This is a genomic window from Sphaerisporangium fuscum (assembly GCF_018531465.1).
Lineage (GTDB): Bacteria > Actinomycetota > Actinomycetes > Streptosporangiales > Streptosporangiaceae > Sphaerisporangium > Sphaerisporangium fuscum.
The window spans coordinates 194,648-218,975 of the sequence record NZ_JAHDTF010000003.1; the positions used below are offsets into that span (position 1 = coordinate 194,648).

Consider the following 24,328-nt stretch of genomic DNA (forward strand, 5'->3'; position numbering starts at 1 on the left):
CCGGTCCCGTTCACCGGCTTTCGCCGTACGAGCCGCAGGAGGGTTCCGTCCGCCGTACGGCACGAACAGAGAGAAATCGATGTCAGAACGTGTGCCGAATCCCGGCGCCGACGCGCCTCGGGAACAGGCGACCCACCGGCACGGCGACCGTCTGCTCGCCTCGGTGGCGCGCGGTGTCCGGGCACCCCTGGCGGTCACGGCCGCGGCCGCGGTCCTGTCGGCGGTCACCGCGCTCGCCCTGCCCGCCGTGCTCGCCGCGGCCGTGGACGGCGCGCTCACCGGCCGGGGCGGCCAGGCCGCCTGGCTCCTCGCCCTCGTCCTGGCCGCGGCCGCCTGCGCCGACGTCGCCGGCGGGGTCGCCGGCGCCGCGGCCACCGCGTCGGCCACGGCCGGCCTGCGCCTGCGCCTCACCGCCCACATCCTCGCGCTCGGCCCCGCCGGGGCCGGCCGTCTCCCCACCGGTGAGCTGGCCAACCGCCTGGTGAGCAACACGGCGACCAGCGGGGGTGTCCCGCTCACGATGCTCTACGCCGCCACAGGGCTGCTCACCTCGGCCGGTGGCGTCGTGGCGCTGCTGGTGACCGACTGGCGCGCGGGCGTGGCCTTCCTGGTCGGCGTGCCCGTCGCGGTGGTCGTCGTGCGGCTGCTCGTGGCGCGGATCTCGGAGGTGTACGACCGTTACCAGGGGGCGCAGGGCAGGCTGGCCGCGCGCCTGACCGACACGCTGGCCGGGGCTCGCACCGTGCGGGCCTCGGGCACCGCCGGCCGCGAGATCGCCCGGGTGCTCGTCCCTCTGGCCGATCTGTCCGCCGCCGGGCACGACATGTGGCGGGTCCAGGCGCGAGGCGTCTGGCGGATCGCGCTGCTGCTGCCGCTCGTCGAAGTGATCGTGCTCGCCGTGGCCGGGCTCGGCGTCACCGGCGGCCGCCTCGAACCGGGGCGGCTCCTGGCCGTCGCCGGCTACACGGCGATGGGACTGGGCCTCCTCGAACAGGCCGAAGCGCTCATGGGGGTCGCCCACGCCCGCTCCGCGTCCCGACGCCTCCAGGACGTGCTCCTCCTGCCCGCCCCGGCTCCCGGCACCCGCCCCCTCCGGCCCGGCGCCGGGGCGCTCTCGTTCCGCGGCGTGACCGTGACCGGCGAGGACACCGTGCTCCTGGACGGCGTGGACCTGGAGATACCCGCCGGGACACTGGCCGCCGTCGTCGGGCCCTCCGGCGCCGGCAAGACGACGCTGGCCCTGCTGGCCGGCCGGCTGCTGGACCCCGATCACGGCCAGGTGCTGCTCGACGGCCAGTGCCTGACCGATGTCCGCCCCGATTCGCTGCGCGCGGCCGTCGCCTACGCGTTCGAGCGCCCGGCACTGCTCGGCGGCGACCTCGCCGGGGCCGTCGCCTACGGCGGCCCGGCGCTCGGCCTGGACGCGGTCCGCCGGGCCGCCCGCGCCGCGCACGTGGACGATGTCGTCCGCCGCCTGCCGCACGGGTACGCCACTCCCGCCGCCACCGCCCCACTCTCCGGCGGGGAACTCCAGCGGCTGGGCCTGGCGCGGGCGCTGGCGCGGCCGGCCCGCCTGACCGTCCTGGACGACGCCACCTCCAGCCTCGACACCGCGACGGAGGCCCAGGTGACCCGCACCCTGGTGGACGGCATGCGAGGCTCCACCCGGCTGGTCATCGCCCACCGGGCCACCACCGCCGCCCGCGCCGACCTCGTCGTCTGGCTGCAGGACGGCCGGATCCGGGCCCAGGGTCGCCACGAGGCGCTGTGGAAGGACCCGGACTACCGCGCCCTCTTCGCCGCCGGCCCCCGGCCGGTCGGCGACACGTCCGAGATGGAGGAAACATGTCCGGTCCGGCGCTGACCCGCCCACCGACGCCGGCCGTCCCGCCCCCCGCTTCCGGCACGACAGGCGGCCCCCGGCCCGTCGCCGGAGGCTTCGGCCTGCTGCTGTCCCTGCTGCGCCCGCTCAGGCGGCCGCTCGCCATCGCCCTGGTCTGGGCCCTGGTCGAGGCGGCCCCGACGCTGCTGTCCGGGCTGCTCGTCGCCGCCGCCGTCGACGGCGGCTTCCTCGCCGGGCGGCCGGGCACCGGCCTGGCCTGGCTTGGCGTGCTGGGCGCCGCGATGCTGCTCAAGGCCGCGGCCACGCGGCTGATGTTCCCTTATCTCGCCGCAGTGGTGGAGCCCCTCCGCGACGGCCTGGTACGGGCCGTCGTCACCGCCACCGTGACCCGGGCGGTCCGCGGCACCGAACCGCCGGACACCGCCGCGGTCACCCGGCTCAGCGAGCAGGTCGAGATGCTGCGCAACCTGGTGTCGGGGCTGCTGCGCGGCACCCGTGCCCTGGGCATCTCCCTGGTCGCGGCGCTGGCGGGGGTGCTGGCGCTGTCCCCGCCGGTGGCGGCCGTCGTAGCCGTACCCGTGGCCGTGGCGCTGGTCATGTTCGCCCGGTTGATGCGCGTGCTCATGGACCGCCAGCGTGCGCTCATCCTCGCCGACGAGACGCTCACGGCGGCGGCCACGCCGATCCTCGCCGGCCTGCGGGACGTCAAGGCGTGCGGCGCGGAGGAGCAGGCGTACGCGACGGTGCGGGCCGCGGTGGACCGGCAGGCGGCGGCCACCCGGGCGCTGGCCCGGACGGGGCTGTGGCGGCGGCTCTGCGTCGCCGTCGGAGCGTACCTGCCGCTGCTCGGCCTGCTCGTCGCCGCCCGGCCGCTGGTGGAGGGGGGCCGGCTCAGCGCGGGAGAGGTCGTCGGCGCCGCCACCTACCTGGTGACCGGCCTCGAACCCGCTCTGCGATCGCTCGTCGGCACCATGGGGAGCTGGGGCGTGGCCCTGGTCGTCGGCTTGAACCGGATCGCCGAGAGCATCGCCGTTCCCGAAGGCGCGGCGCCCGCCTCACCGTCCCACGCCGCCTCACCGGCCGGGCACGAACTACGGGCCGAGCGGCTGACCTTCGCCTACGCCCCCGGAGCGACGCCCGTGGTGCGGGACCTCGATCTCATGATCCCCGAGGGAGAGCACCTGGCCGTCGTCGGCCCCAGCGGCATCGGCAAGTCGACGCTCTCGACGCTGCTCACCGGGCTGTGCGAGCCGACCGGGGGGAGGGTGACGTTCGGCGGGCTTCCGTTCGCGGCGGTGCCCGAAGACGTACGGCGGAACCTGGTCGCGCTGGTGCCGCAGGAGGCGTACGTCTTCGCCGGCACGGTCGCCGAGAATCTCGCCTACCTGTGCCCGGCGGGCACCTCGGACGCCCGTCTGCGCGCGGCGGCGCGGGCGGTGGGCGCCGACGAGCTGGTCGAACGGCTCGGCGGGCTCCACGCCGTGATCGAGGAGCCCGCCGCGCTGTCGGCGGGCGAGAGACAACTGATCGCCTTGGCCCGCACCCATGCCTCACCGGCCCGTGTCGTCGTCCTCGACGAGGCGACCTGCCATCTGGACCCGGCGGCCGAGTCGACGGCCGAGACGGCGTTCGCGCGGCGCGGCGGGACGCTCATCGTGATCGCCCACCGCATCAGCTCCGCCGCCAGGGCCCGGCGCGTGCTCGTGCTGGACGGTGAGACCGCGCTCCTCGGGACGCACCGGGATCTGCCGGCCCGATCTCCCCTGTACGCCGACCTGGTCGGCCACTGGTGGACTCCGCCGGCAGCCGAGCGGCCGTGAAGGACGGGCCCGCTCCTGACGGCCGCCCTCACACGGAGGGCGGCCGTCAGGAGGAGAAGCCCGCCGAGGCGAGCTCGAAACCCCCGCCGTACCCTCCGAGCGCTCCGGGGTCCGCGGCGACCACGCCCGAGAACCGTTCCACAGCGAGGAACTCGTCGGCCGCCGCGATCACGGCCTCACGCGTCACCGCGGCGAGCCGGCGCGGGAAATCGAGGAGCAGGAGCGGGTCGACGGCCTTGGCCGCGAGGTCGGCGAGCGCGGAGGCGAACGCGGCGCGGGGCGCCAGGCGGGTCGCCATCGAGCCGAGGGCGTAGGCGCGGGCGGCGTCGATCTCCTGCTCGGTGGGCGGATGCGTCCGCATCCGGTGCAGCTCGGCGGTCAGCACCTCCAGGGCGGCGCCGGTGGTGGCGGCCGCGGTGTCGGCCTCGATCGCCAGCAGCCCGCTTCCCGGGCGGGTGTCGAAGAACGTGGTGACCCCGTACACGTAGCCCTTGTCCTCGCGCAGGCTTCTGGACAGCCGTGAGGAGAGGTAGCCGCCCAGGGCGTTGCAGGCCAGGAAGAGCGCGGGGTAGCGCTCGTGGCCGGCCGTCACCGCCGGCGCGCGCAGCCGGATCCGGGACTGCGGCGCGCCCGGCCGTGGCAGCGCCACCAGCCGCCCGCCCTCGATCCGGGGAAGCGGCGGCAGCGGGGACGCGCCCGCCGCGGGCGGCCGCCAGCCGGCCAGCGCCTGCTCCGCCGCGTCGGCCATCCGCCCCGGGTCCTCGTCCGCGAGGATCACCAGCAGGGCGCCGCGCGGGTCGAACGGCGGACGCCGCACCCGCCCGATCGCGGCCAGCTCCTTCTCCTCCGGCAGGTGGAAGGCCGCGGGATGGTCGCCGAACAGGTGCCGCGCCAGGTCGGACCTGACGGTGACGTCCGGGTGGGTTCGGGTCAGCCGGAGCCGCGCGATCAGCCGGCCACGCGCCGGCCCCGGCTCGGTGGGCACGTCCCGCACCATCTCCGCCAGGGCCGGCATCAGGGCGCGCAGGTCCGCCAGGGGAGAGCCGGCGGCGACGGTGGTCTGGTGGACGTCGGCCGTCGCGGTCACCTCCGTCACGCCGTCGTCCCTGCCGTGTCCCTCCGGCAGGCAGGCGGCCAGCAGCATGGCCTCGGCCAGATCGCGCCGGGTCGGGCAGGGCGAGGGGAGGTGGAGGCGCGCTTCGGCCAGGGGCGTGCCGCCGTGCCGCAGCGCAAGCAGGCGCAGTCCGTTCCCCAGGGTGCGATCGACGAGGGCCCGCCTCATCGCCCTTCCCCCGGGACGACTCTGAGCAGCGCGCGGGAGTCCGGCCGCAAGGCGTGAGCCGCCGCCGCCACATCGGAGGCGGTCACCCCGTCGCACAGCTCCGGGAGCCGGGCCAGGCGCCCGGGATCGCCGAACAGCAGCTCGAAGCGCCCCAGCATCCGCAGCCGGTTGGCGAGCTGGTCCATCGACCGGTGATGGGAGGTCATCCACCGGTTGCGGCGATGCCGCACCTCTTCCTCGGTGGGGCCCGCGGCGCCGAGCGATTCCAGCTCGGCGTCCAGCGCGGCCAGCACCCTCTCGGCCGGCAGCTCCTCCGGATGGACGGCGGTCATGATCCAGATGTCGGGATCGTGGGCGTCGAGGAAGTCGAACAGGCCGACGCGGGCCGAGAGGGTGACGTCCTGACCCGTCTCGCGCCGCAGCCGCTCACGCAGCCGCGGCCTGGTGCCTCCGGTGAGCACACCCGCCAGGGCGGCCAGCGCGAAATGCGCGGCCGGATCGGCGCCAGGGTCGGGCACCCGGTGGCCCACGGCCAGGGCGGGAAGGGGCGCCAGCGGGTCGGTGTACTCGGCCTCCAGCCGCCCGGCGGGCTCCGGCTCCCAGTGGGAGACGCGCTCCTGGACGGGCCGGGGCGGGATCCGCCCGAACGCACGCTCGGCGGCCTCCAGTACCCGGCCGGGCTCGATGTCACCCGTGACCGTCAGCACGGCGTTGGCGGGGCTGTAGTGACGATCGAAGAACTCCGCGCAGTCGTGCGGGCCGACGTTCCGCAGGGCGGCGTGGTCGCCGTACCCGTCGTGGGCGTTGGCGAAGTCGCGGAAGATCACGGGAGAGAGCCTGGGCCAGGGGAACCCGCCGTAGGGCTTGCGGACCTTGCCCAGGACCTCCTCCCGCACGACCGCCGCCTGGACCCGCACGGCCCGCTCGGTGATCTTGGGGGCGCGCATGCGGTCGGCCTCGAGGGTGATCACCTGCGTGACCGCGCCGGCGGGGACGACGGTGTAGAAGTCGGTGTAGTCCTGCCGGGTGGAGGCGTTGCAGAACCCTCCGATGCTCTCCACCTGCTGGAAATGGTCGCGCTCGCTGCCCTCGGCCCCCTGGAACATCAGGTGCTCGAACAGGTGGGCCAGCCCCGAACTGCCTTCGGTCTCCGCCCGGAAGCCGACGCCGTAGTGGACGGCGACGCCCGCGACGGGCGCGGAACGCTCCTCCTCGACGACCACCCGCAGCCCGTTGGCCAGCGTCACGCGCGTGATCTCGCTCATAGCCGGCTCACACCCGCCGGGGACGGCAGGAGCCGCCCGTCGTCCGCCGCGTCGATCACACCCGCGACGAGCCGCAGCGTTTCCAGCAGCATCTCGTGCCACCCCACGTAGGTGGCGAAGTCGTGGGCGTGGGTCAGGAACCGCACGGCGGCCTGGCGCCCCACGGCGTGGGCGTCCAGAACGCCGCCGTAGCCGTCCAGGACGCAGCGGATGAGAGCGTCGAAGCCGGCGGTGCCGACGCCGCCCCGCGACCCCTGGCGGGCTTGGCGCGATCGCGCCAGTTCGCGGAACTCCACCAGCTCGCCGATGAGCCAGCCGGCGTCCGACTCCGGCGGGCCCGCGCCGAGGTCCTCGCCGGTCAGCAGGCCACCGTCCCGGTGAGCGATCAGGGGGAGGAGGATGCCGGCGCTCGGCGCGCCGTGAAGCAGCACCCGCCTTCCCTCTCGGGACGGCTCGCACCACGCCCCGGCCAGGGCCATCCGGTCACGTCCCAGGATCTCGGCGGCGTGGCGGCGGAACTGCGCCGGCCCGGCGTCCCCGTCCCCGCCGCGCAGCCAGGAGAGCAGCCGCCGCGGCCCTTCCGGGGACGGCATGCCGGCCCGCGGGAGGGGGACGGCATGCAGCCGGGCGAGCGCCGCGGCCGTCTCCACGAGGGTGTCAGCGGCGATCCGCTCGAGATCGGGCTCTCCCGGGTTCCGGCCGTGGCGGAGGAACATGCCCGCGAGCGAGCGGGCCTGGGTGGTCCGGTACGCCATGCCTCCGCCGTCCACGGGTTCGCCGAAGGTGAGACTCACCGGCCCGGCCGCGACGGGCCGGACGGCGGCGAGGACGGCGGGATCGGGTTCGCGCAGCGGGCCGCCGTGGCCGGGCCCGGGGCGCCGGATCCATCGATAGCCGCCCTCGTCGCACCGGACGATCGTGGTGCGCAGGAAACCGGTGCCGAAGTCCTCGACGACCTCGCTCATCTGGCCTCTCTCTCACAGGTCTCGCGTAGCTTCTCGACGCGTTCGAGCAGGAACGGCAGCGGGGCGGCCGCCGAGGCGTCCCGGTCGCGGGTGTGGAAGCTCACGGTGGGCACGGGGTCGGCGACCACGACGTTGGGCCGGGCGGCGAGCGCCGCTAGGTTGCGCTGGTAGGCGTGTGAGCCGGTGGCTCCCGGAGGCAGGGCCGGCGCGATCCCGATCGGCGCGGAGGTGCACTGGAGCGCCAGCAGCGCGGGGGTGTCGCCGAGGCCGCCGGCGAACCGGCTCAGGAAGTTGTAGCTCGCCGGGTAGACCAGGACGGTGTCCGGCCAGCCGGCGTAGTCGACGTGGGGCGCGCCCGGCTCCGGGTCCTCCGCCCAGGCGTCGAGCGGCGCCTCCCGGCCGATGATGGCCGCGATCGCCCGCCGGCTCACGAACCGGGCCGCGCTCCTGGTCACCACCACCCGCGTCTCCAGGCGCGGGTGGACGTGGCCCAGCCAGTTGAGCCAGTACGGCAGGAAGGCGGCGCTCACGCATCCGGTGACGAGCATGAGCAGCCGCTCGGCGCGCAAGGGAGGGTGCCCGCTGTCACTCATCGGCGTCCGCCAGGGCGCCGAGGATCCGCGCGGCGTCCGCCACGGCCGCCGCCGACCCCTCGGTCCGCAGCACACCGGCCGGATTGAGGACGACCTCGTCCACGCCCGCCTCGCGGTAGGCGCGCAGCCGCTCGACGACCTGTTCCGGCGTGCCGTACACATAAACGCCAGCCTCCACCAGCGCCGCGGCGCCGGCACGGGGGTCGGCCGGATCGGCGGGGACGCCGGCCCGTCTGAGCATGCCGGTGTAGTGCGGCGCGGTCAGGTGCAGCCGGGCGCCGGCCTGCGCGAGCCTCACCGGGTCACGGCCGGGGCCGGCCAGCGCCACGTGCACGACGGTCGCGACGCGGGGCATCGCGCGCCCGCCCGCGGCGGCGCCCGCCGCCAGGGCGGGCACGAGCACGTCCCTGACGTAGCCGGGCGGCGTCATCCAGGTGATCGCCACGTCGGCGACGGCGCCCGCGGCCCGTGCCATGCCCGGACGGATGACGCCCAGGCCCACCTCGACGGGCGGATGCTCCATCGGTGGCAACCCGACGGAGGCGACGCAGGCCTCGCAGGCGTGATCGAAGATCCCGCCGCCGAGGCTGGCGCGCACGGCGCGGGCGTACCCGGCCGCGGCCGTCGCCGGCTTCTCGTACGGCACGCCGCGCAGCGCCCCGACCAGCTCGGGGGTGGCGGCGCCGTACCCGGCGACCACCGGCCGCCCGGTGAGCAGCGCCAGGCTGCGCGCCTGGGCGGCCGCCTCCATGGGATGCCGCAGCGGCATCAGCGTGACGCCGATCCCGGCAGGCACCTTGATGCCCATGCCGGCCAGGTAGGCGATCGCCTGATGCGTCTCGGCCATCACGGACTGCCCCATCCAGAGCCGGCCGGCCAGCCCGTCCATCACCAGCCGGCCGAAGGGCGCGACCTCGCCGGGATGCGTGGGCTGGAGCGGGAACAGAAGTGCGGGAGCCATGACACCTCCAAGATCACCTGTTGGTCCGGAGCGGTGGCGGTGCCGCGGGCCCACGGCGCCGCCACTCACTGCCGGGTCATCAGCAGCTGGACTCGATGGTGTACGCGATCACGCAGAGCGGGCTGGTGAGCCAGCTGGTGTCGGGGGTCGGCACCGCCTCGGGGACGTCGGCCACGGGGGCCGCCGCGACCTCGGCGAGCGAGGTGTAGGCGTCGGCGCCCTCCATCAGGAACTGAGTGGACAAGATGTTCACCTCCTTTCGTGTTCTTCGTCGGATCCGGGCCCGGGTCCGGGTCCGGAGGTCTCGAAGGGGACCGCCGGTGAGGTGAGGTTGCGGTGCAGGGCGCCGGGTGTGATCCCGGCGGCCAGCAGCGCCTCGGTCACCGACCGGTCCCGGTCGCCGCCGTGTTCGGCGTGGGCCAGCAGCCCGGCGGCGACGGCCTGCGAGCGGTGCTCGCCGAAACTCAGGCCGCGCATCCCGGGCCGGGGATCCTGCGGCTCCCAGCCCCAGCCGACGCCGCCGGCGAGCTCGGCGACGTAGGCCGACACGTCCCGCCGGAGCCCGCCGGCGGCGGTGGCCGCCCGGGTGAGCTCCGGAACCACGTGCCACGAACGCCGCCCCAGGTAGACGACGATGCTGTCGCGCCGCGGATACAGGTCGCGCGCGGAGAGCACCTTGGCCCGATAGGGAACCTGGAGGTCCTCCAGCCGGCCGAGCAGCGCGCCCCACAGGCCGGGCGCCGCGTCGGGCGTCTCGGCGCCGACGTACAGCCGGACGCAGGAGCCCGCCTCGAAGTCGTGGCCCAGCGAACCGTTGACGAGCAGGAAGCCGGGAGACAGCGCGGGCAGGACGGCGGGCACGCCGACCCATCGCGCGGGACCGCCGGGCGTCTCGGCCTCGGCGCCGAGCCGGGCCGCCGGGACCAGCACCCGCACGCCGTGCAGGCGCACCACGTCGGCCGTTCCGGGCACCAGCGGGGCCAGGACGCGCGAGTCGCGGTGCGGGACCATCGCGCGGAGAGCCTGCTCGAAGCCGGGGTCGCGCAGCGACTTGCGGCGCGCGGTCTCCCTGGGCTTCTGCCCGGCGTGGAAGGCGTCGTACAGGGCGATCGACAGGGCGCCGCGCAGTGTCCTGGGGCCGTCGCCGCCGACCTCGCGATCGTCGACCGTGGCCGAGGTCAGGTCCGGGCTGATCCGCACCCGGTCGAGCAGCCGCCTCACCTGGCACCTCCGAAGCCCAGCGTGGTGGTGAACTCGGCGGGAGCCGTCAGGACCCTGCGTCCGACACCCGCCGCGGCGCGCTCCAGGGCCGTCAACCGGCTGCGCTCGATGCCGGCCGCGATGACCCGGTCGAACATGTGCCAGCCGGCGAAGGCCGCCGACCTGGTCGCCAGCTCCTCGTCGGCGCGAGCGGCCGGTCTGGCCTCCAGATAGCCCGACCAGAACGCCTCGATGTGCGGGCGCAGGGCCTCGAACCGCTGGACGCCGCCGGCCACGACCTCGCGCTCCCCGACGACGTCCTCGTGGCCGGCCATGCCGAGCACGACGGCGCGGTAGAGCCACTCACCGGCGAAGGCGCCCACGTCCCGCGCGGGGTCGGCCAGTCTGACCTCCTCCCAGTCGCCCAGGTGCAAGGTGCCGTCGTGATACAGGAACTGGTCGAGCCGGAGATCCCCGTGGACCAGGACGCGGGAGGCGCGTCCCTCCCACCGGCACAGCCTCGTGATCGCCTCGGCGACCGCGGGATCGTCGTGCAGGATCCCCCAGGCCTCCAGCTCTCCGCCGCTCGCCGCCGCGTAGAACTCCAGCGGGAGAGCGGACAGGCGGCCGAGCGGGGGGAGGGGCGGTTCCGAGGTGTCCTCGGCGACGGGTTCCGGCGCCGGGAGCGTGTGGAGTGTGCCGACCTGGACTCCCGCCAGGCGGGCGAGTTCGCTGGTGAAGTCGTCCTCGGAGGCGAGGTGGGCCCCGTTGCGCGCCTCGTCCAGCAGGGCGAGGGCCACCAGCCCGGACTCGCCGTCATCGCCGAGGAAGCGGGGGGTGGTGATGACGGCGTGCGCGTCGAGCAGTTCGCCCATCGCCCTGGTCCGCCGCACCCTCCGGCGCACCAGGTCCGCCTCGCCGCTGATCCGCTTGACGAAGACCGGGACGCCGGCGTCGGTCACCCCAGCCCAGGTGTCGTTGCGGCCGAAGAACGCGGAGACGTCGTCCGGCCCGAGGTTCCCCAAACCGAGCCTCGTGAGGAACTCGGCCACCTCGGGAACCTCGTCGAGCGGCACCGGCAGCGGCCTCAGCCGTTCACGCACCGCCATCGCCGGCTCCCGAGACGCGGGAGGCCGCCGTCCGGTGTTTCCCCTGCATGAGTCTGTCTCCCCGTGACTGGAACGGAAATCGTGAGCACGTCCGACTCACCCGCATGACCGGCCGGTGAGTGAGCGCGGCTTCGTCCGCCGCGGACGGCCACCAGCATGGGCCGCACGCCTTGTGGTGATCTTGGAGCCGCCCTTCCCGCGGTCCCACAAGGTCCTTCAAGGGCGTCACAAGCCGTCCGCTCGATGCTCGTGATCGCTGACGCCGACGACGAAGGCGGTTCCCGTCGCGGGTCGTGATCCGCCGGGGGAAGGGGATGAAGTGACCACAGGGGCGACACGCGCCGCGCTGGGCACGGCGTGGTGGACGGGTGGGCTGAACCTGAGCGAGCGGCGAGCCGGACTCCGGCCCGGCCCTTCGCCGGCACCGGCCGGCGCAGCCACCCGCTGGCGCCTGCGCCAGTGGCGGGACACCCACGGGCTGGAGGAGCGCGGGCTCTTCGAGCGGCGCCTGGAGGACGCGGGCCTGACCGTCGAGCGACTGATCGGGCTGCTCGAGGAGGAGCCCGCCGCGCTGGCGGGCCGTCACCCCGCACCCGCCTGGGCCGGGCAGGTCGCCGACGTGATCGCCTCGATGAGAGAAGAGGCCGCCGAGGACGGGTTCGGGCCGATCCTGGCGCCCTTCGCGAGGATCGCACTGAGCCGGCTGGCCGCGGGCCTGGGCGAACTCGCCGGGATGGTCCACGCCGGCTCCCTGCTGGAGGAATGGGCCGGCCGTCTGCGGCGGAACCTCACCACGCTGGCGTCACGGACTCTGGTCCTGGAGCTGAACGTCATGCGCGTCGGCCGGCGGCTGGCGGGGTCTACGCCGCAGGAGCGGTTCGCCGACTTCGTGCGGCGCTTCCAGCGGCCCGAGGCCGTGGCGGCGCTGTGCGAGGAGTATCCCGTGCTGGCCCGGCTGCTGGTGGAGGAGGCCTCGCGCTTCGCCGACGTGCGGCTGGAGATGCTGGAGAGGTTCGCCCGGGACCGCGCCGAGATCGTGCGCGCCCTGCTGGGCGGCGCCGACCCGGGCGCGCTCGTGAAGGCCGCCGTCGGCGGCGACACGCATCAGAGCGGCCGGTCGGTGGCCGTCCTGAGCTTCGCCGGCGGGGCCCGGGTCGTCTACAAGCCGCGCCCCCAGGCCGTGCACCGGCACTTCAACGCCGCCCTGGCGTGGCTGAACGACCGGGTCGCCGGGCTGGACCTGATCCGGTTGACCGTGGTGGATCGCGGCCGGTACGGCTGGGTGGAGTTCGCCCCGCACCTGCCGTGCCAGGACCAGGAAGCCGTCGACCGCTACTACCACCGGCTCGGCGCGCTGCTGGCCCTCATCCACGCCCTGGACGGCGCCGACTTCCACTGCGAGAACCTGATCGCCCGCGGGGACCAGCCGGTGCTGGTCGACCTGGAGGCCCTGCTGCACCCGATCGTGCCCACCGCCGAGCACGAGCGGCTGCTCGACGATCCGGCGGAACGGGCCCTGGAGGCGTCGGTGAGCCGCAGCGCCCTGCTCCCGCAGTTGATCGTCGGTGAGAACGGCGTGGCCGACCTGTCGGGCATGGGCGGTGACAAGGGCGCGCCGATGCCGATGAGGTCACCGGCCTGGGCCGGTCAGGGCACCGACGAGATGCGGCTGATCCGCGACCAGATGACCTTCCCGGGCGGGCGGAACCGGCCGTATGTCGGCGGGAGCGAGGCGCAGACGGAACCGGCGGACCACATCGAGTCCTTCCTGTCCGGGTTCGGCCGCGCCTACGACGCCATCGTGGCCGATGCGGGCGACCTGACGGCGCTGCTGCGGAGGTTCGCCGGAGACGAGGTGCGGGTGGTGCTGCGGCCGACCAGGATCTACGGCACGTTGCTGACCGAATCCACCCATCCCGACGTCCTGCGCCACGGCCTCGACCGGGATCGGGTCCTCGACTACCTGTGGGCGATCTCCGGCGGCGACCCGGCCCGACAGCGAGTGGTCCGGTACGAGATCGAGGACCTGTGGGCGGGCGACATCCCCATCTTCACCACCCGTCCCGACAGCACCGACCTGTGGACCTCGGGCGGCGTCCGGATCCCCGGCCTCCTGCGGGAGCCCGGCCTGACCCGCGCGACCCGCAAGATCATGAGCCTCGGGGACGCCGATCGCGCCCGCCAGGAGTGGGTGATCCGCGCGTCGATGGTCAGCCGGGACCGGTCGGGGTTGGCCGCCCTGGTCCAGGAGGCGCCCTCCGGCCCGTCCGGCGGTACACCTCCCGATCCGGCCCGGCTCGTCGCCGCGGCCCGGGACATCGCCGACCTCATCGCCCGCGACGCCTGCGACGACGGGAAACGCGTCAACTGGCTCGGCCTGGAACTGGTCGACGAGAAGCACTGGACGCCCCGGCCGCTGGGACCGGACCTGTACGGCGGCTACATCGGGGTGGCCCTGTTCCTGGCCCGGCTGGCCGTGGTGACCGGTGCCGAGCGCTACGCCGACCTGGCCCGCCGCGCTCTGACGCCGGTCCCTCGCCTCGCCGGGAACGCCGACGGCAGGCCGGTCATGGGCGCCTTCACCGGGCTGGCGGGGGTGGCGTACGGGCTGCTGCATCTCGCCGTCCTGCTGGAGGAACCCGCCCTCGCCGAGCCGGTCGCGGCCTTCGCGGAGCTGTCGGCGAAGGCCGCCGAACAGGACGACACGCTCGACGTCATCGGCGGCAGCGCCGGCACCCTGGCAGTGATGCTCGCGGTCCACCGGGCCACCGGCCTGGCCGCCGCCTGGAGAGCGGCCGAGGTGTGCGCCGAACGGCTCCTGACCACCGCGGCGCCGACCGGAGCGGGAGTGGCCTGGCGGACGACCGTGGCCGCCGACCGGCCGCTGACCGGCTTCTCGCACGGCGCCGCCGGCATCGGCTGGGCGCTGCTCCGCTTCGCGTCCGCGGGCGGCGACCGGCGCGCCGCCGAGGTCGCGCTGGCGGCGTTCGCCTACGAACACGAGCAGTACCGGCCGCGCGAACGCGGCTGGCCCGACCACCGGCAGGGGCCGGCGAGCGGTTCGGTGTCCCACGCGTGGTGTCACGGCGCCCCCGGCATCGGACTGTCCCGGATCAGCGGTCCGGAACTGGCAGAGGGTAGCGCCGCCGGTCGGCGTGGCGGCCAGCCGCCGGGCGACGTCCATCCGCGGGCCGATCTCGAACTCGCGCTCCAGGCCGAGCTCGCCCGCCGGCCGATGGCCAACCACAGCCTCTGCCACGGCGAGCTGGGCAACCTGGAACTGCTGATCCGGCTACGGGAGCGCCCGGAGGCGGCGCAGGCGCTGGAGGCCCGCACCGCCCACATCCTGGACGACCTGGCGCGCCGCGGCCCCCGCTGCGGCGTCCCGGGGGACGCCGCCGGCCCCGGGCTGCTGAACGGCCTGGCCGGCATCGGGTACGGCCTGCTGCGGCTGGCCGACCCCGGCCGCGTCCCGTCGGTGCTGCTGCTCGACGCGCCGGCCGGGAAGGTCCGCTGATGGCCCGCGTCCCGCTACGGCACCAGCTGACCTCCACCGAGTGCGCCGCGGCCTGCCTGGCGATGATGGCCAGCTTCCACGGCAGGGACACCCGGGTGGCCGAGTGCCGCGACCTTCTCGGCATCGGCCGCGACGGGGTGTCGGCCCCCCAGCTGGTCACCGCCGCGTCCCGGATGGGGTTGCGGGCCCGGACCGAGCGGGTGCCGCGGCTCAGGGAGCTTGGTGAGCCGCTCATCGCCTACCAGAGCGACCACCACTTCGTCGTCGTGGAGAAGATCACCGCGCGCCGCGCCCGCGTCGCCGACCCCGCGTTCGGACGCCAGTGGCAGAGCCTGGACGAGTTCGACCGCCGCTACGGCGGGGCAGTGATCAGCGTCTCAAGGGGCCCGGACTTCGTACGGCGGCGCACCCCGCTGCGTGAGTCACTGATGTTCCGCTATCTGCGCGACTTCGTGGCGCTGCCCGGCAGCCGGCCGCTGCTGGGCGCCGTCGTCGCCTGCGCGCTCGTGCTCAAGATGCTCGCCCTGGTGTTGCCCGTCGCCACCCAGCAGGTCGTCGACACCTTCGCCCCCGACCGGCGCGCGGACGTGCTGCCCGTCTTCGCCGCGGTGGTGCTCGGCACCACCGTCCTGGCCGGGCTGACATCCCTGCTGCGCGAGCTGGCCGTGCTGACCCTCCGGGTCCGGGCGGAGGCGGTGCTCGGCCGGCAGCTGATCCGTCACATGCTGCGGCTGCCGCTGACCTTCTTCATCCAGCGCCGCCGAGGCGACCTGCTCGCCCGGCTGGGCAGCGTCTCCACGACGCGGGAGGCCGTCACGCAGAGGCTGCTGACCCTGATCCTGGACGCGGCGTTGCTCACTGGCTACCTGATCGGCCTGACCCTGCTCGCCCCCGGTTACGTGCTGGTCGTCCTGGTGATGGCCGCCGCGCACGTGCTGCTGGTGCTCAGGATCTCCCCCCGGATCGGGGCGGTTCACCAGCGCGAGCTGTCGACCAAGGCCGAGGAGCAGAGCTACCTCACCGAGACCCTCGAAGCCATCGTCCCGGTCAAGGCCAACGGCGTCGAGCCCCGTGCCGAGCGGCACTGGATGCGCCTGTACGACCACCATCGGAGCGCGCTGCTCGCCCGCGGCCGCATCACCGCGACCCTGGAGGCTCTGCACCAGAGCCTGCTCACCCTGGCCCCGTTGTTACTGCTGCTGTTCGGGCTGGCGCTCGTCCTGTCGGGCGGGATGACGCTCGGCACGGCGCTGGCCGCCAACACCGTGGCCCTGGCGGTGCTCGCCCCCGTCCAGAGCCTGGCCGGCGCGGGGCAGAACTACCCGATGCTGCGCAGCCAGATCGAGCGGGTGTACGACATCGTCGACGCCGGCGAGGAACCCGGCGGCGGGGTCCGCCTGACCTCGGGCGCCGCCAGCCGCGTCGAGGTGGAGGGGCTGGTCTTCCACTACCAGGCCGACGCCGAACCGGTGGTGAAGGACCTGACGTTCAGCGTCCCCGCCGGGTCCAAGCTGGGCATCGTCGGCCGCACCGGCTCGGGCAAGAGCACGATAGCCCTGCTCGTCCTCGGCCTGCTGCGCCCCACGGGCGGCACCGTCCGGCACGACGGCCACCCCCTGGACGAGCTGGACGTCCACGACCTGCGTTCGCGGTGCGGGGCCGTGCTCCAGGACCTGACGCTGTTCAACGGCACCATCAAGGACAACCTCACCTTGGGCCGCGAGGACGCGACCGACGCCGAGGTGGTGCGCGCCGCGTCGATCGCGGGGCTGCACGACGACGTCGTCGCGATGCCGATGGGCTACCAGACCCTGGTCGGCGAGGCCGGCGCCGCCCTGTCGGCCGGCCAGCGCCAGCGCGTCGCCCTGGCCCGCGCCCTCGTCCACCGGCCCCGCCTGCTCATCCTCGACGAGGCCACCAGCCATCTCGATCCCGAGACCGAACGCCGCGTCGACGCGGCGCTGTCCGGGCTGGAGGTCACGCGGATCGTCATCTCGCACCGGCTGAGCGCGATCCGCGACGCCGACCGGATCCTCGTACTCGACCGGGGGCGCATGGTCGCCATGGGCCGTCATGAGGAGCTCATCTCGGTGGCGGGGACGTACAAGCGGCTGTTCGCGGACGATTCGGCGCCCGAGGTGCTCAGCGCGTGACCCACACCTGACCTGACGACCTGCCGGCCACCGGGACGGGATCACCGCCCGTCCGGCCGGATACCGAGTCTTCACGCCGTCCAGCCGCCCCGGCCAGCGAACCGAGGCACTGGCGCGTGAGCGGCGCCGGGCTCACCGGCGCGTCCACCCACGGACGGGGCGCGACACCCTGTCCGTTCCATCAAGGAGGTTACATGTCCGACCACGAGCTGATCCGGCAGTGGAAGAACCCCCAGGGCCGCGATGCGGATCTCGTCCACCCCGCCGGTGACATCGTCCTGGACGACAAGATCGTCGGCGGCCAGCGGTCCACCGAGTACGCCTTCAGCCTCGGCTGCTGCCCCACCGACTGGTGGTGCTAGGAAGCACCCCTCCGCCTCGCCCCGGCCCGTCACGGGCCGGGGCGAGGGCCTCTGCTGATCACCCAGAGGGGTGATCGCGAATCAGCCTGGCGGCGGACGAGGAGACGCCCGGCGGCGGCCTACTCTCTCGCTTGCGGGGGAGCGGGCCGCCCTGCTCGGGCAAGCCCCGTGCGGGCTTCCCGGCGGGAGCCGCCCGGCGGATCCCCCGCCGATGTCGCGTTCGCCGGCTGATCTTGGATGGTGGGGGTGGAGTTCCGGATTCTCGGGCCCGTCGAGGTCTACGACGACGAAGGGGCCATGGTCGATCTGGGCGGGCCACGGCAGCGTGCGGTGCTGGCGCGGCTGCTGGCCGCCCATGGAGCCGTGGTCTCCGCGCACATGCTGATCGACGACCTGTACGGCGGCGCCCCGCCTCCGAGCGCGGTCCCGACGCTGCAGTCCTACATCTCCAACCTGCGCAGGGCCATCGAGCCGGATCGCGGTCCGCGCCGGCGGTCGCGGGTGCTCGTGGGGAGGCCACCGGGGTACGCGCTGGTGGCCGGCGACGTGGACGCCACCCGGTTCGCCGAACTGGTGGGGCGCGCGGAGTTCCTGCCGGCGGGGGAGGCGCTGGCCTCGGTGCAGGAGGCGCTGGGCCTGTGGCGGGGCATGCCGTTCGGGGAGTTCTGCGACGAGCCGTGGGCGATCGTCGAGGTGAGCCGGCTCCGCGAGCTCCGGGTGGTCGCGGCGGAGCGGCGGGCGCGGGCGTTGCTGGACCTGGGGCGCCCCCACGCCGTGGTCGCCGACCTGGAGGCCGAGACCATGGCCGACCCGTTACGGGAGCGCTTGTGGTGCCTGCTCGCCCTGGCGCTGTACCGCACCGGGCGCCAGACCGACGCGCTCGCCGTGTTGCGCCGGGTGGGGAGGCTGCTGGCCGACGAGTACGGCCTCGACCCCGGGCCGGAGCTGCGGTCGCTGGAGGAGGACATCCTCCGGCAGGCCGATTCGCTCGGGCCCGTCACCGCCACGGCGCTCGTCGCCGCTCCGGCGGCTTCCTGGCCGGGGCAGACGGTGCGGGGCAGGGAACGCGAGCTGGCGGAGCTGGCGGCCTTGACGGCCGGGGCCGGTTGCGGCGGCGTCGCCGTGGCGGCGGTGAGCGGTGAGCCGGGTATCGGCAAGACCCGACTGCTGGAGGCGTTCGCCGACCAGTGTGCCGATCTGGGGCATCTGGTGGTCTGGGGGCGCTGCCACGACACGCAGGGCACGCCCGCGTTGTGGCCCTGGCTGCAGGTTCTCGCGGCGCTGGAGCCGCACTTCCCGCCGCCGGAGAGGGAGGCACTGGCGGGCCTGCTGGACGATCACGAGCCCGCCGGTCCCACTGACGCGGCGTTGCTGCGCCGCAACCGCGCCGTGGCGCAGTGGCTCACCGAGGCGGCGCGGTCCCGGCCGCTGGTGATCGTGCTGGACGACGCGCAGTGGGCGGACCCGGCCTCGCTGGAGCTGCTCAGGGACGTCCTGGTGCTGATCCGCGGCCTCGCGGCCGGTGCCCCGCTGACCCTGGTGACGGCGTTCCGCGGCTGCGCCTCCGCCTGCGGCACCACGGAGCCGCCGGTCGAGAAGCTGCTGTGCCACCTCGCCGGCTACGACCTGCTCCGCCTCCGCCTCACCGGGCTGCGGGCCGAGGAGGTGCGGGCGATCGCCGAGGAGATGGGCGCGGACGTCGACCAGCGGCTCGCCGGCCGCCTGACCGCGCGGACTGGCGGCAACCCCTTCTTCGTCCGCGAGAGCATGCGGCTGTTCCTCCAGGGCCGTGACCTGGACGCCGTGCCCGACGCCGTCGCGGAGGTGGTCCGCCGGCGGCTCGCCGGGCTCGGACCACGGGCCCGGGACGTCCTCCAGGTCGCGGCGCTGATCGGCCGTGACTTCGACCCCGCCGTCGTCGCCGAGGCGTGCCGCGGCGAGGTGTACGGCGTGCTGGACCTGGCCGTGCAGACCGGCGTGCTGGTGCCCCGCGCCGGCAGGATGGCCTTCAGCCACGACCTGGTGCGCGAGACGCTCGTCCGGGACATCCCCCCGCTGCGCAAGGCGGTGATCCACCGCGAGGTCATGGCGTCCCTGTCCTCCCGGCCGGGCACCGATGTGGCCGTCATCGCCCATCACGCCGTCGAGGCCGGTCCCGCGGCGTACGGTGACGCGGCCGGCTGGGCCCGCGCGGCCGCCGAGCAGGCCGGTCTGCGCCTGGCCTACGAGGAGGCGGCGGTCTGGTGGAACCTCGCGGTCAAGGCGCACGACGCCTCCGCCGGCGACCCGCACCTCCACGTGGAGCTGCTGCTGCGGCAGGTCGACGCCCTGCTCCAGGCGGGGGACGCGATCGGGGCGCGGCGGGTCAGGGCCGAGGCCGTTCTCGCCGCCGACCGGGCCGGGGACCGCGAGCGGTCCGCCCGCGCGCTGACCGCGCTGGACACCCCCTCGCTGTGGACGCGGCGCGACCCGTACGAGGCGGTGGAACTGCGGCTGGTGCACCGTTTCGAGACCGCGCTGCGCGAACTGCCGCAGGGTGACGGCCCGCAGCGGGCGCGGCTGCTGGGCGGGCTCGCCCAGGAGCTGTACGACGGCAGCGGCGACGCCCGCTGCGACTCCCTGTCCGCCGAGGCGGTGGAGATGGCCCGCCGGCTGGGCGACCCTGACCTGCTGATGCGCATGCTCAACGCGCGGCACCTGGCCCTGCCGCAGCCGTTGAACGTCCCGGAGCTGATGAAGGTGACCGACGAGCTGCACGAGCTCGCCGTGCGGACCCGGGCGCCGGGGTTCGAGCTGCTGGCGCAGATGATGTACAGCCACAACAGGCTGGAGCTGTTCGACCTGGCCGGAGCCGACCAGGCGGCGGCCCGGTGCGAGACCCTGCTGGAGCGGCTGCCGCTGCCCTGGCCCCGCTTCCAGCACACCCTGTGGTGCTCCAACCGGCTCGCCCTCGACGGCCGCTTCGAGGAGGCCGGCAGGCTGCGCGGGGAGGCCGAGGGGCAGGCCGGGAAGATCGGCGTCTGGCACGCCCGGGGGGCCGTCGCCATGGGACGCATCGGGCTGCACTGCCAGCAGGGCACCATGGCGCAGGCCGGGCCGCTCATCGAGATGATCGCCGGAATCCATCCGTCGCTGGAGCACGACGCCCGGATACTGCGGCTGTGCGGCGAGGGGCGCACCGGTGAGGCGCTGGAGCTCGCCGCAGGCGGCTGGCCGGCGCCGCCGTACGACTGGTCGTGGCTGTCGGCGACCTGCCTGCAGGCCGCCGCCAGAGCGGCCCTCGGCGACGTGGACGACTGCCGGGAGGGGTACGCGACGTTGCTGCCCTACAGCGGCCGGATCTCGGCGCTGTCCGCGGTGATCTGCATGGGGCCCGTCGACTGGTATCTCGCGCTCCTCGCCTCGGCCATGGGCGACCGGTGCGCCGCCGACCGGCACCTCGAGATGCTGGAGCGGCTGGCGGAGCTGAACGGGCTCTCCTACTGGCGCGACCGCGCCAGGGCCGCCCTGCGCGCCCTGCCCGTGTCCGTCGGGTGAGCGGCACCGCCCGGACGTCCACGGTCAGGAGTAGAGGACCGACAGGAACCTGACCAGGATCAGCTCGCGGGTCTCGGCCGGCAGGGCGTCGAGGAGGGTGTTGACGACGGCCATGTCCATGCCGCCGCTGCCGCCGAGCTCCACGCCGACCGACGCGGCCAGCTCGGTGAACGTCGCGTCGTCCAGCGCGGCGAGGTCGAGCGAGGCCACCAGTTCGGCCAGCCCCTCGGGAAGCGCGACCGGGCCCCTGGCGCGCGCCGCCCGCGCCGACGCGGCGATCACCTCCAGCATCGCCTCGACCCCGGCCAGGCTGACGCCGGTCACCGTGACGTGCAGGTTCGCGGGGATGCCCGCGTACGACAGCTGCGGCTGCAGGAACCAGCCCAGCCTGCGCGCCTCGTCGGCCAGCACGAACACGTCCACGTCGCCGTCGCCGGCGAACGCGACCAGCGACGCCTCCGGCGCGCCCAGCACGCGCAGTCCCGGAATCTCGCCGATGCCCTCCACCAGCCGGCGGGTGGCGGCCAGGGTGTCGCGGGCCAGCTCCAGGTAGCCCTCGCGGCCGAGCGCGTTCAGCGTCGCCCACGCGCCGCCGAGCGGCCCCGCCGACTTCGAGCTCTGCACGGTGGAGTTGATGACGGTGTACCCGGGCCAGGCCGCCGAGGCGAAGTACGCGGCCCGGCGCAGCGCGGGGTCGGCGAAGAGCACCACCGAGGCGCCCTTGGGCGCGTACCCGAACTTGTGCAGGTCGCAGGAGATCGACGTCACCCCAGGCACCGACAGGTCGAACGGCGGGACCGGCGCCCCCGCCCGCGCCAGCCACGGCAGCAGCCAGCCGCCCACACAGGCGTCCACGTGGCACGGCACGCCGCGCGAGGCGGCGATCGCCGCGATCTCGGCGACGGGATCCACCACGCCCTGCGGATAGGACGGGGCCGAGGCCACCACCAGCACGGTGTCGGTGGTGATCGCCGCCTCCACCGCGCCCGGGTCGGCGCGGAAGGTGGCCGGGTCCACCGGCACGGGGGCGACCTCCAGGCCCAGGTAGTGGGCCGCCTTGTGGAACGCCGGGTGCGCGGTCACCGGCAGCACGAGCCGCGGCCTTCCCGGGACGGGACGGGTGTCCCGTGCGGCCTTCACGGCCAGCATGATCGACTCGGTGCCGCCGCTGGTGAAGATCCCCCTGGTGCCGGGACCGCCGCCGAGCAGCTCCGCCACCGCCCCGACGACCTGCTTCTCCATCTCCACCACGCTGGGGAACGCCGTCGGGTCGAGGGTGTTGACCTCGAGCATCTCGAAGTACGCCCGCGCGGCGGCGTCGTGCACCTCCGGGCGGCCGGTGTCGTACACGTACGCGGTCACCTTCCCGCCGCGCACCTGCAGGTCGTCACGGCGGAGCCGGGCGATCTCGGCGAGGATCTCGCCGGTGGGACGGCCGTTCTCGGGAAGCACGGGTTCTCCCTGGGGGGCGGTACATGATCGGCGAGGGACACTACCACGCCGCCCCGGCCCGGGGGCAGGGCCTCGGCCGGGGCGCGGGCGGCGGAGGCAGGCCCACGCGCCGGCCGGGCGGGAGGCCTCAGCCGGGCGCGAGCGGCAGGCGTACGACCGCGCGCAGGCCCGGAGAGGCGGCCTCCAGGTGGACCGACCCTCCGTGGGCGCGGACCGTCTCCCGGACGATGGCGAGCCCGAGGCCCGCGCCCCCGTCGTCGCGGCTGCGGGCGCTGTCGAGGCGGGTGAAGCGGTTGAACACCCGCTCCCTGTCGGCCTCGGGGATGCCCGGGCCGTCGTCGGCGACCGTCACCGTCGCCCGCCCTCCCGCCGCCCGCAGCTCGACGGTGACCCGGGACGCGGCGTGCCGCACGGCGTTGTCGAGCAGGTTGACCAGCACCCGGCCGAGGTCCAGCGCGTCGCCCCGGACGACCGCCGGGTCCACCGCGCCCACCTTCACCACGTCGGGGTCGTACCGGGCGGCCGTCGCGCCGGTCAGCTCGGCGAGGTCGACCGGCTCCCAGCGGGCCGGGCGGCGGCGCTCGTCGAGGCGGGCCAGGGTGAGCAGCCCCTCGGCGAGCCTGCTGAGGCGCAGGGTGTCCTCCAGGACGCCCTCGGCGGTCTCGGGCCAGTCCTGCCCGTCGGGGTGGCCGAGCGCGACCTCCAGCTGCAGGCGGATGCTCGCGAGCGGGCTGCGCAGCTCGTGCGCCGCGTCGGAGATCAGCCCACGCTGCGAGGCGTCGGCGGCCTCCAGGCGGGCCAGCATGTCGTTCAACGTCGTCGCCAGCTCGTGCACCTCGTCGTGCGCCTCGGGCACCGGCAGCCGGCGCGACCGCGCCGTGCCGCTGATCTCGGCGGCCCCCCGGCGCAGCGCGGCGATCGGCCGCAGCGTGCGCCCGATGATCACCCAGCTCGCGCCGGCGAGCAGCACCAGCAGTATCGGGGTGCCGACCAGCAGCATGTGGATGGTCGTGGTGAGGCTGTCGGAGACGTCCTTGAACGGGCGCGCGGCGATCACGGTGCGGCCGTGGTCGGCCCGGAGCACCACCGCCCGCAGCGGGCCCGGGATGCCGTACGGCCGGCCGTCGACGAACAGCGCGCCGCCGTCGGGCGCCCGCCACCGCATGGCACGGGCGCTCACCAGCGGCACCAGCCGGTCGGCGCCGAGCGTGACGTGCGTGATGCGGCCCTGCGCGTCGAGCACCTGGATGATGGTGCCGTCGGTGACGGCGATCGGGTCGTACAGCCGCCCGTCGTCGGCGAGGGCGACCACCTCCCGCGCCCGCTGGTAGGCCACATCGTCGATCGAGCCGATCAGCGCCCGGCCGAGCACGGTGATCAGCAGCAGGGCCGCCGCGGCGAGCGCCAGCGCCAGCGCCGCCGAGGCCGTGGCGGTCAGCCGGAAACGCAGGCTCTTGCGCCGCCACCACGCCAGCGGCGACCGCGAGGGACCGGGCGGAGGGTATCGGCCGGTGTCACGGGCGGGTCCCGGCGGGCCGGGCGCCCCTGGACGGTCAGCCGCCATCGCCCACCAGCCGGTATCCGGCCCCCCGCACGGTCTGCAGGGCGTTGCGCCCGAACGGCGCGTCGATCTTCCTGCGGAGGTATCCGACGTAGACCTCCACGACGTTGGGGTCGGTGTCGTAGGTGTCCCAGACGTGCTCGAGGATCTCGGCCTTCGACACCACCTCGCCCGGCCGGCGCAGCAGGAACTCAAGCAGCCCGAACTCACGCGGCGTCAGCTCGATCGGCGTCCCACCCCGGGTGACCGTGCGGGTGGCCGGGTCGAGGGTCAGGTCGCCGGACCGCAGCACCGCCGGGCGGCGGCGCGCGCCCCGCCGCATCAGGGCCCGCAGCCGGGCGACCAGCACCACGTAGGAGAACGGCTTGGTGAGGTAGTCGTCGGCGCCGAGGTCGAGGCCGTCCGCCAGGTCGTACTCGCCGTCCTTGGCCGACAGCATCAGGATCGGCACCCAGTTCTCCTCCGCGCGCAGCCGCTTGCACACGTTGTAGCCCGACAGCCTGGGCAGCATGATGTCGAGGACCACCACGTCGTAGTCGCCCTCGCGGGCCAGGTGCAGGCCCTCCTCGCCGTCGTGGGCGAGGTCGACCGCGAAACCCTCCGCCTGCAGCCCGCGCCGCAGGGCGGCGGCCATCCGCCTCTCGTCCTCCACGACGAGCACCCGCATCCCGCGTTCCCTCCTCAAGGCCTTCGCTGTGCGTTCTCATC

Annotated in this window: 17 protein-coding genes; 6 read left to right on the top strand and 11 right to left on the bottom strand. The window is 74.9% G+C overall.

What is annotated here, in order from left to right; all coding sequences use genetic code 11:
• The first annotated feature begins 79 nt into the window (after positions 1–79).
• Both KIK05_RS03760 and KIK05_RS03765 read left to right on the top strand, forming a co-directional pair.
• Positions 80–1,864: an ABC transporter ATP-binding protein gene (locus KIK05_RS03760; protein ID WP_214409105.1), complete on the top strand. Its 1,785-nt coding sequence runs from the start codon at positions 80–82 to the stop codon at positions 1,862–1,864.
• Positions 1,846–3,663, top strand: coding sequence for an ATP-binding cassette domain-containing protein (locus KIK05_RS03765; RefSeq protein ID WP_214409106.1), 1,818 nt, complete (start codon positions 1,846–1,848; stop codon positions 3,661–3,663). The genes KIK05_RS03760 and KIK05_RS03765 overlap by 19 nt, the downstream gene beginning before the upstream one ends.
• Before the next feature lie 46 nt (positions 3,664–3,709).
• Here KIK05_RS03765 and KIK05_RS03770 read toward each other — a convergent pair whose 3' ends face one another.
• The 8 genes from KIK05_RS03770 to lxmK form a co-directional block, all read right to left on the bottom strand.
• Positions 3,710–4,945, bottom strand: coding sequence for a M16 family metallopeptidase (locus KIK05_RS03770; protein ID WP_214409107.1), 1,236 nt, complete (start codon positions 4,943–4,945; stop codon positions 3,710–3,712).
• Positions 4,942–6,210 carry a M16 family metallopeptidase gene (locus KIK05_RS03775; RefSeq protein WP_214409108.1) on the bottom strand — a complete coding sequence of 423 codons (1,269 nt, stop codon included), beginning with the start codon at positions 6,208–6,210 and terminating at the stop codon, positions 4,942–4,944. Before KIK05_RS03775 ends, KIK05_RS03770 begins: the two co-directional genes overlap by 4 nt.
• The gene (locus tag KIK05_RS03780; RefSeq protein ID WP_214409109.1) at positions 6,207–7,175 is read right to left on the bottom strand and encodes a phosphotransferase family protein; all 969 of its coding nucleotides are present in this window, start codon (positions 7,173–7,175) and stop codon (positions 6,207–6,209) included. Before KIK05_RS03780 ends, KIK05_RS03775 begins: the two co-directional genes overlap by 4 nt.
• Positions 7,172–7,768 carry a flavoprotein gene (locus tag KIK05_RS03785; protein WP_214409110.1) on the bottom strand — a complete coding sequence of 199 codons (597 nt, stop codon included), beginning with the start codon at positions 7,766–7,768 and terminating at the stop codon, positions 7,172–7,174. Before KIK05_RS03785 ends, KIK05_RS03780 begins: the two co-directional genes overlap by 4 nt.
• Positions 7,761–8,729 (bottom strand): LLM class flavin-dependent oxidoreductase, encoded by a 969-nt coding sequence (locus tag KIK05_RS03790; protein WP_214409111.1) that lies wholly within the window; start codon positions 8,727–8,729, stop codon positions 7,761–7,763. Before KIK05_RS03790 ends, KIK05_RS03785 begins: the two co-directional genes overlap by 8 nt.
• Before the next feature lie 79 nt (positions 8,730–8,808).
• Positions 8,809–8,973 carry an LxmA leader domain family RiPP gene (locus KIK05_RS03795; RefSeq protein ID WP_214409112.1) on the bottom strand — a complete coding sequence of 55 codons (165 nt, stop codon included), beginning with the start codon at positions 8,971–8,973 and terminating at the stop codon, positions 8,809–8,811.
• A gap of 5 nt (positions 8,974–8,978) precedes the next feature.
• Positions 8,979–9,950, bottom strand: coding sequence for a T3SS effector HopA1 family protein (locus KIK05_RS03800; RefSeq protein ID WP_214409113.1), 972 nt, complete (start codon positions 9,948–9,950; stop codon positions 8,979–8,981).
• The gene (lxmK, locus tag KIK05_RS03805) at positions 9,947–11,038 is read right to left on the bottom strand and encodes a class V lanthionine synthetase subunit LxmK (RefSeq protein WP_214409114.1); all 1,092 of its coding nucleotides are present in this window, start codon (positions 11,036–11,038) and stop codon (positions 9,947–9,949) included. Before lxmK ends, KIK05_RS03800 begins: the two co-directional genes overlap by 4 nt.
• 319 nt (positions 11,039–11,357) lie before the next feature.
• On the opposite strand from lxmK, the gene KIK05_RS03810 reads away from it, so the two are divergent.
• From KIK05_RS03810 to KIK05_RS03825, 4 genes are all read left to right on the top strand, one after another.
• Entirely contained in the window at positions 11,358–14,555 is a 3,198-nt protein-coding gene (locus KIK05_RS03810) for a type 2 lanthipeptide synthetase LanM family protein (RefSeq protein ID WP_214409115.1), read from the top strand.
• Positions 14,555–16,708, top strand: a complete 2,154-nt coding sequence (locus KIK05_RS03815; protein ID WP_214409116.1) for a peptidase domain-containing ABC transporter — start codon at positions 14,555–14,557, stop codon at positions 16,706–16,708. The genes KIK05_RS03810 and KIK05_RS03815 overlap by 1 nt, the downstream gene beginning before the upstream one ends.
• Before the next feature lie 194 nt (positions 16,709–16,902).
• Positions 16,903–17,070, top strand: coding sequence for a hypothetical protein (locus KIK05_RS03820; RefSeq protein WP_214409117.1), 168 nt, complete (start codon positions 16,903–16,905; stop codon positions 17,068–17,070).
• Between the two features lie 246 nt (positions 17,071–17,316).
• Positions 17,317–20,607: an ATP-binding protein gene (locus tag KIK05_RS03825; RefSeq protein ID WP_214409118.1), complete on the top strand. Its 3,291-nt coding sequence runs from the start codon at positions 17,317–17,319 to the stop codon at positions 20,605–20,607.
• Between the two features lie 24 nt (positions 20,608–20,631).
• On the opposite strand, the gene KIK05_RS03830 is transcribed toward KIK05_RS03825, so the two are convergent.
• The 3 genes from KIK05_RS03830 to KIK05_RS03840 all read right to left on the bottom strand — a co-directional run bounded on the left by KIK05_RS03830 (position 20,632) and on the right by KIK05_RS03840 (position 24,287).
• Positions 20,632–22,059 carry a pyridoxal phosphate-dependent decarboxylase family protein gene (locus tag KIK05_RS03830; protein ID WP_214409119.1) on the bottom strand — a complete coding sequence of 476 codons (1,428 nt, stop codon included), beginning with the start codon at positions 22,057–22,059 and terminating at the stop codon, positions 20,632–20,634.
• 127 nt (positions 22,060–22,186) lie between these two features.
• Positions 22,187–23,623, bottom strand: a complete 1,437-nt coding sequence (locus KIK05_RS03835; protein ID WP_214409120.1) for a sensor histidine kinase — start codon at positions 23,621–23,623, stop codon at positions 22,187–22,189.
• Positions 23,613–24,287, bottom strand: coding sequence for a response regulator transcription factor (locus KIK05_RS03840; protein WP_214409121.1), 675 nt, complete (start codon positions 24,285–24,287; stop codon positions 23,613–23,615). The genes KIK05_RS03835 and KIK05_RS03840 overlap by 11 nt, the downstream gene beginning before the upstream one ends.
• Positions 24,288–24,328 lie beyond the last annotated feature (41 nt).

Excerpts from the sequence above, each read along its gene's own strand:
- KIK05_RS03840 (WP_214409121.1), bottom strand. The coding sequence starts at position 24,287 with ATGCGGGTGCTCGTCGTGGAGGACGAGAGGCGGATGGCCGCCGCCCTG.
- KIK05_RS03765 (WP_214409106.1), top strand. The coding sequence starts at position 1,846 with ATGTCCGGTCCGGCGCTGACCCGCCCACCGACGCCGGCCGTCCCGCCC.
- KIK05_RS03820 (WP_214409117.1), top strand. The coding sequence starts at position 16,903 with ATGTCCGACCACGAGCTGATCCGGCAGTGGAAGAACCCCCAGGGCCGC.
- KIK05_RS03760 (WP_214409105.1), top strand. The coding sequence starts at position 80 with ATGTCAGAACGTGTGCCGAATCCCGGCGCCGACGCGCCTCGGGAACAG.
- KIK05_RS03775 (WP_214409108.1), bottom strand. The coding sequence starts at position 6,210 with ATGAGCGAGATCACGCGCGTGACGCTGGCCAACGGGCTGCGGGTGGTC.
- KIK05_RS03770 (WP_214409107.1), bottom strand. The coding sequence starts at position 4,945 with ATGAGGCGGGCCCTCGTCGATCGCACCCTGGGGAACGGACTGCGCCTG.
- KIK05_RS03785 (WP_214409110.1), bottom strand. The coding sequence starts at position 7,768 with ATGAGTGACAGCGGGCACCCTCCCTTGCGCGCCGAGCGGCTGCTCATG.
- KIK05_RS03815 (WP_214409116.1), top strand. The coding sequence starts at position 14,555 with ATGGCCCGCGTCCCGCTACGGCACCAGCTGACCTCCACCGAGTGCGCC.
- KIK05_RS03835 (WP_214409120.1), bottom strand. The coding sequence starts at position 23,623 with ATGGCGGCTGACCGTCCAGGGGCGCCCGGCCCGCCGGGACCCGCCCGT.
- KIK05_RS03790 (WP_214409111.1), bottom strand. The coding sequence starts at position 8,729 with ATGGCTCCCGCACTTCTGTTCCCGCTCCAGCCCACGCATCCCGGCGAG.
- lxmK (WP_214409114.1), bottom strand. The coding sequence starts at position 11,038 with ATGGCGGTGCGTGAACGGCTGAGGCCGCTGCCGGTGCCGCTCGACGAG.
- KIK05_RS03780 (WP_214409109.1), bottom strand. The coding sequence starts at position 7,175 with ATGAGCGAGGTCGTCGAGGACTTCGGCACCGGTTTCCTGCGCACCACG.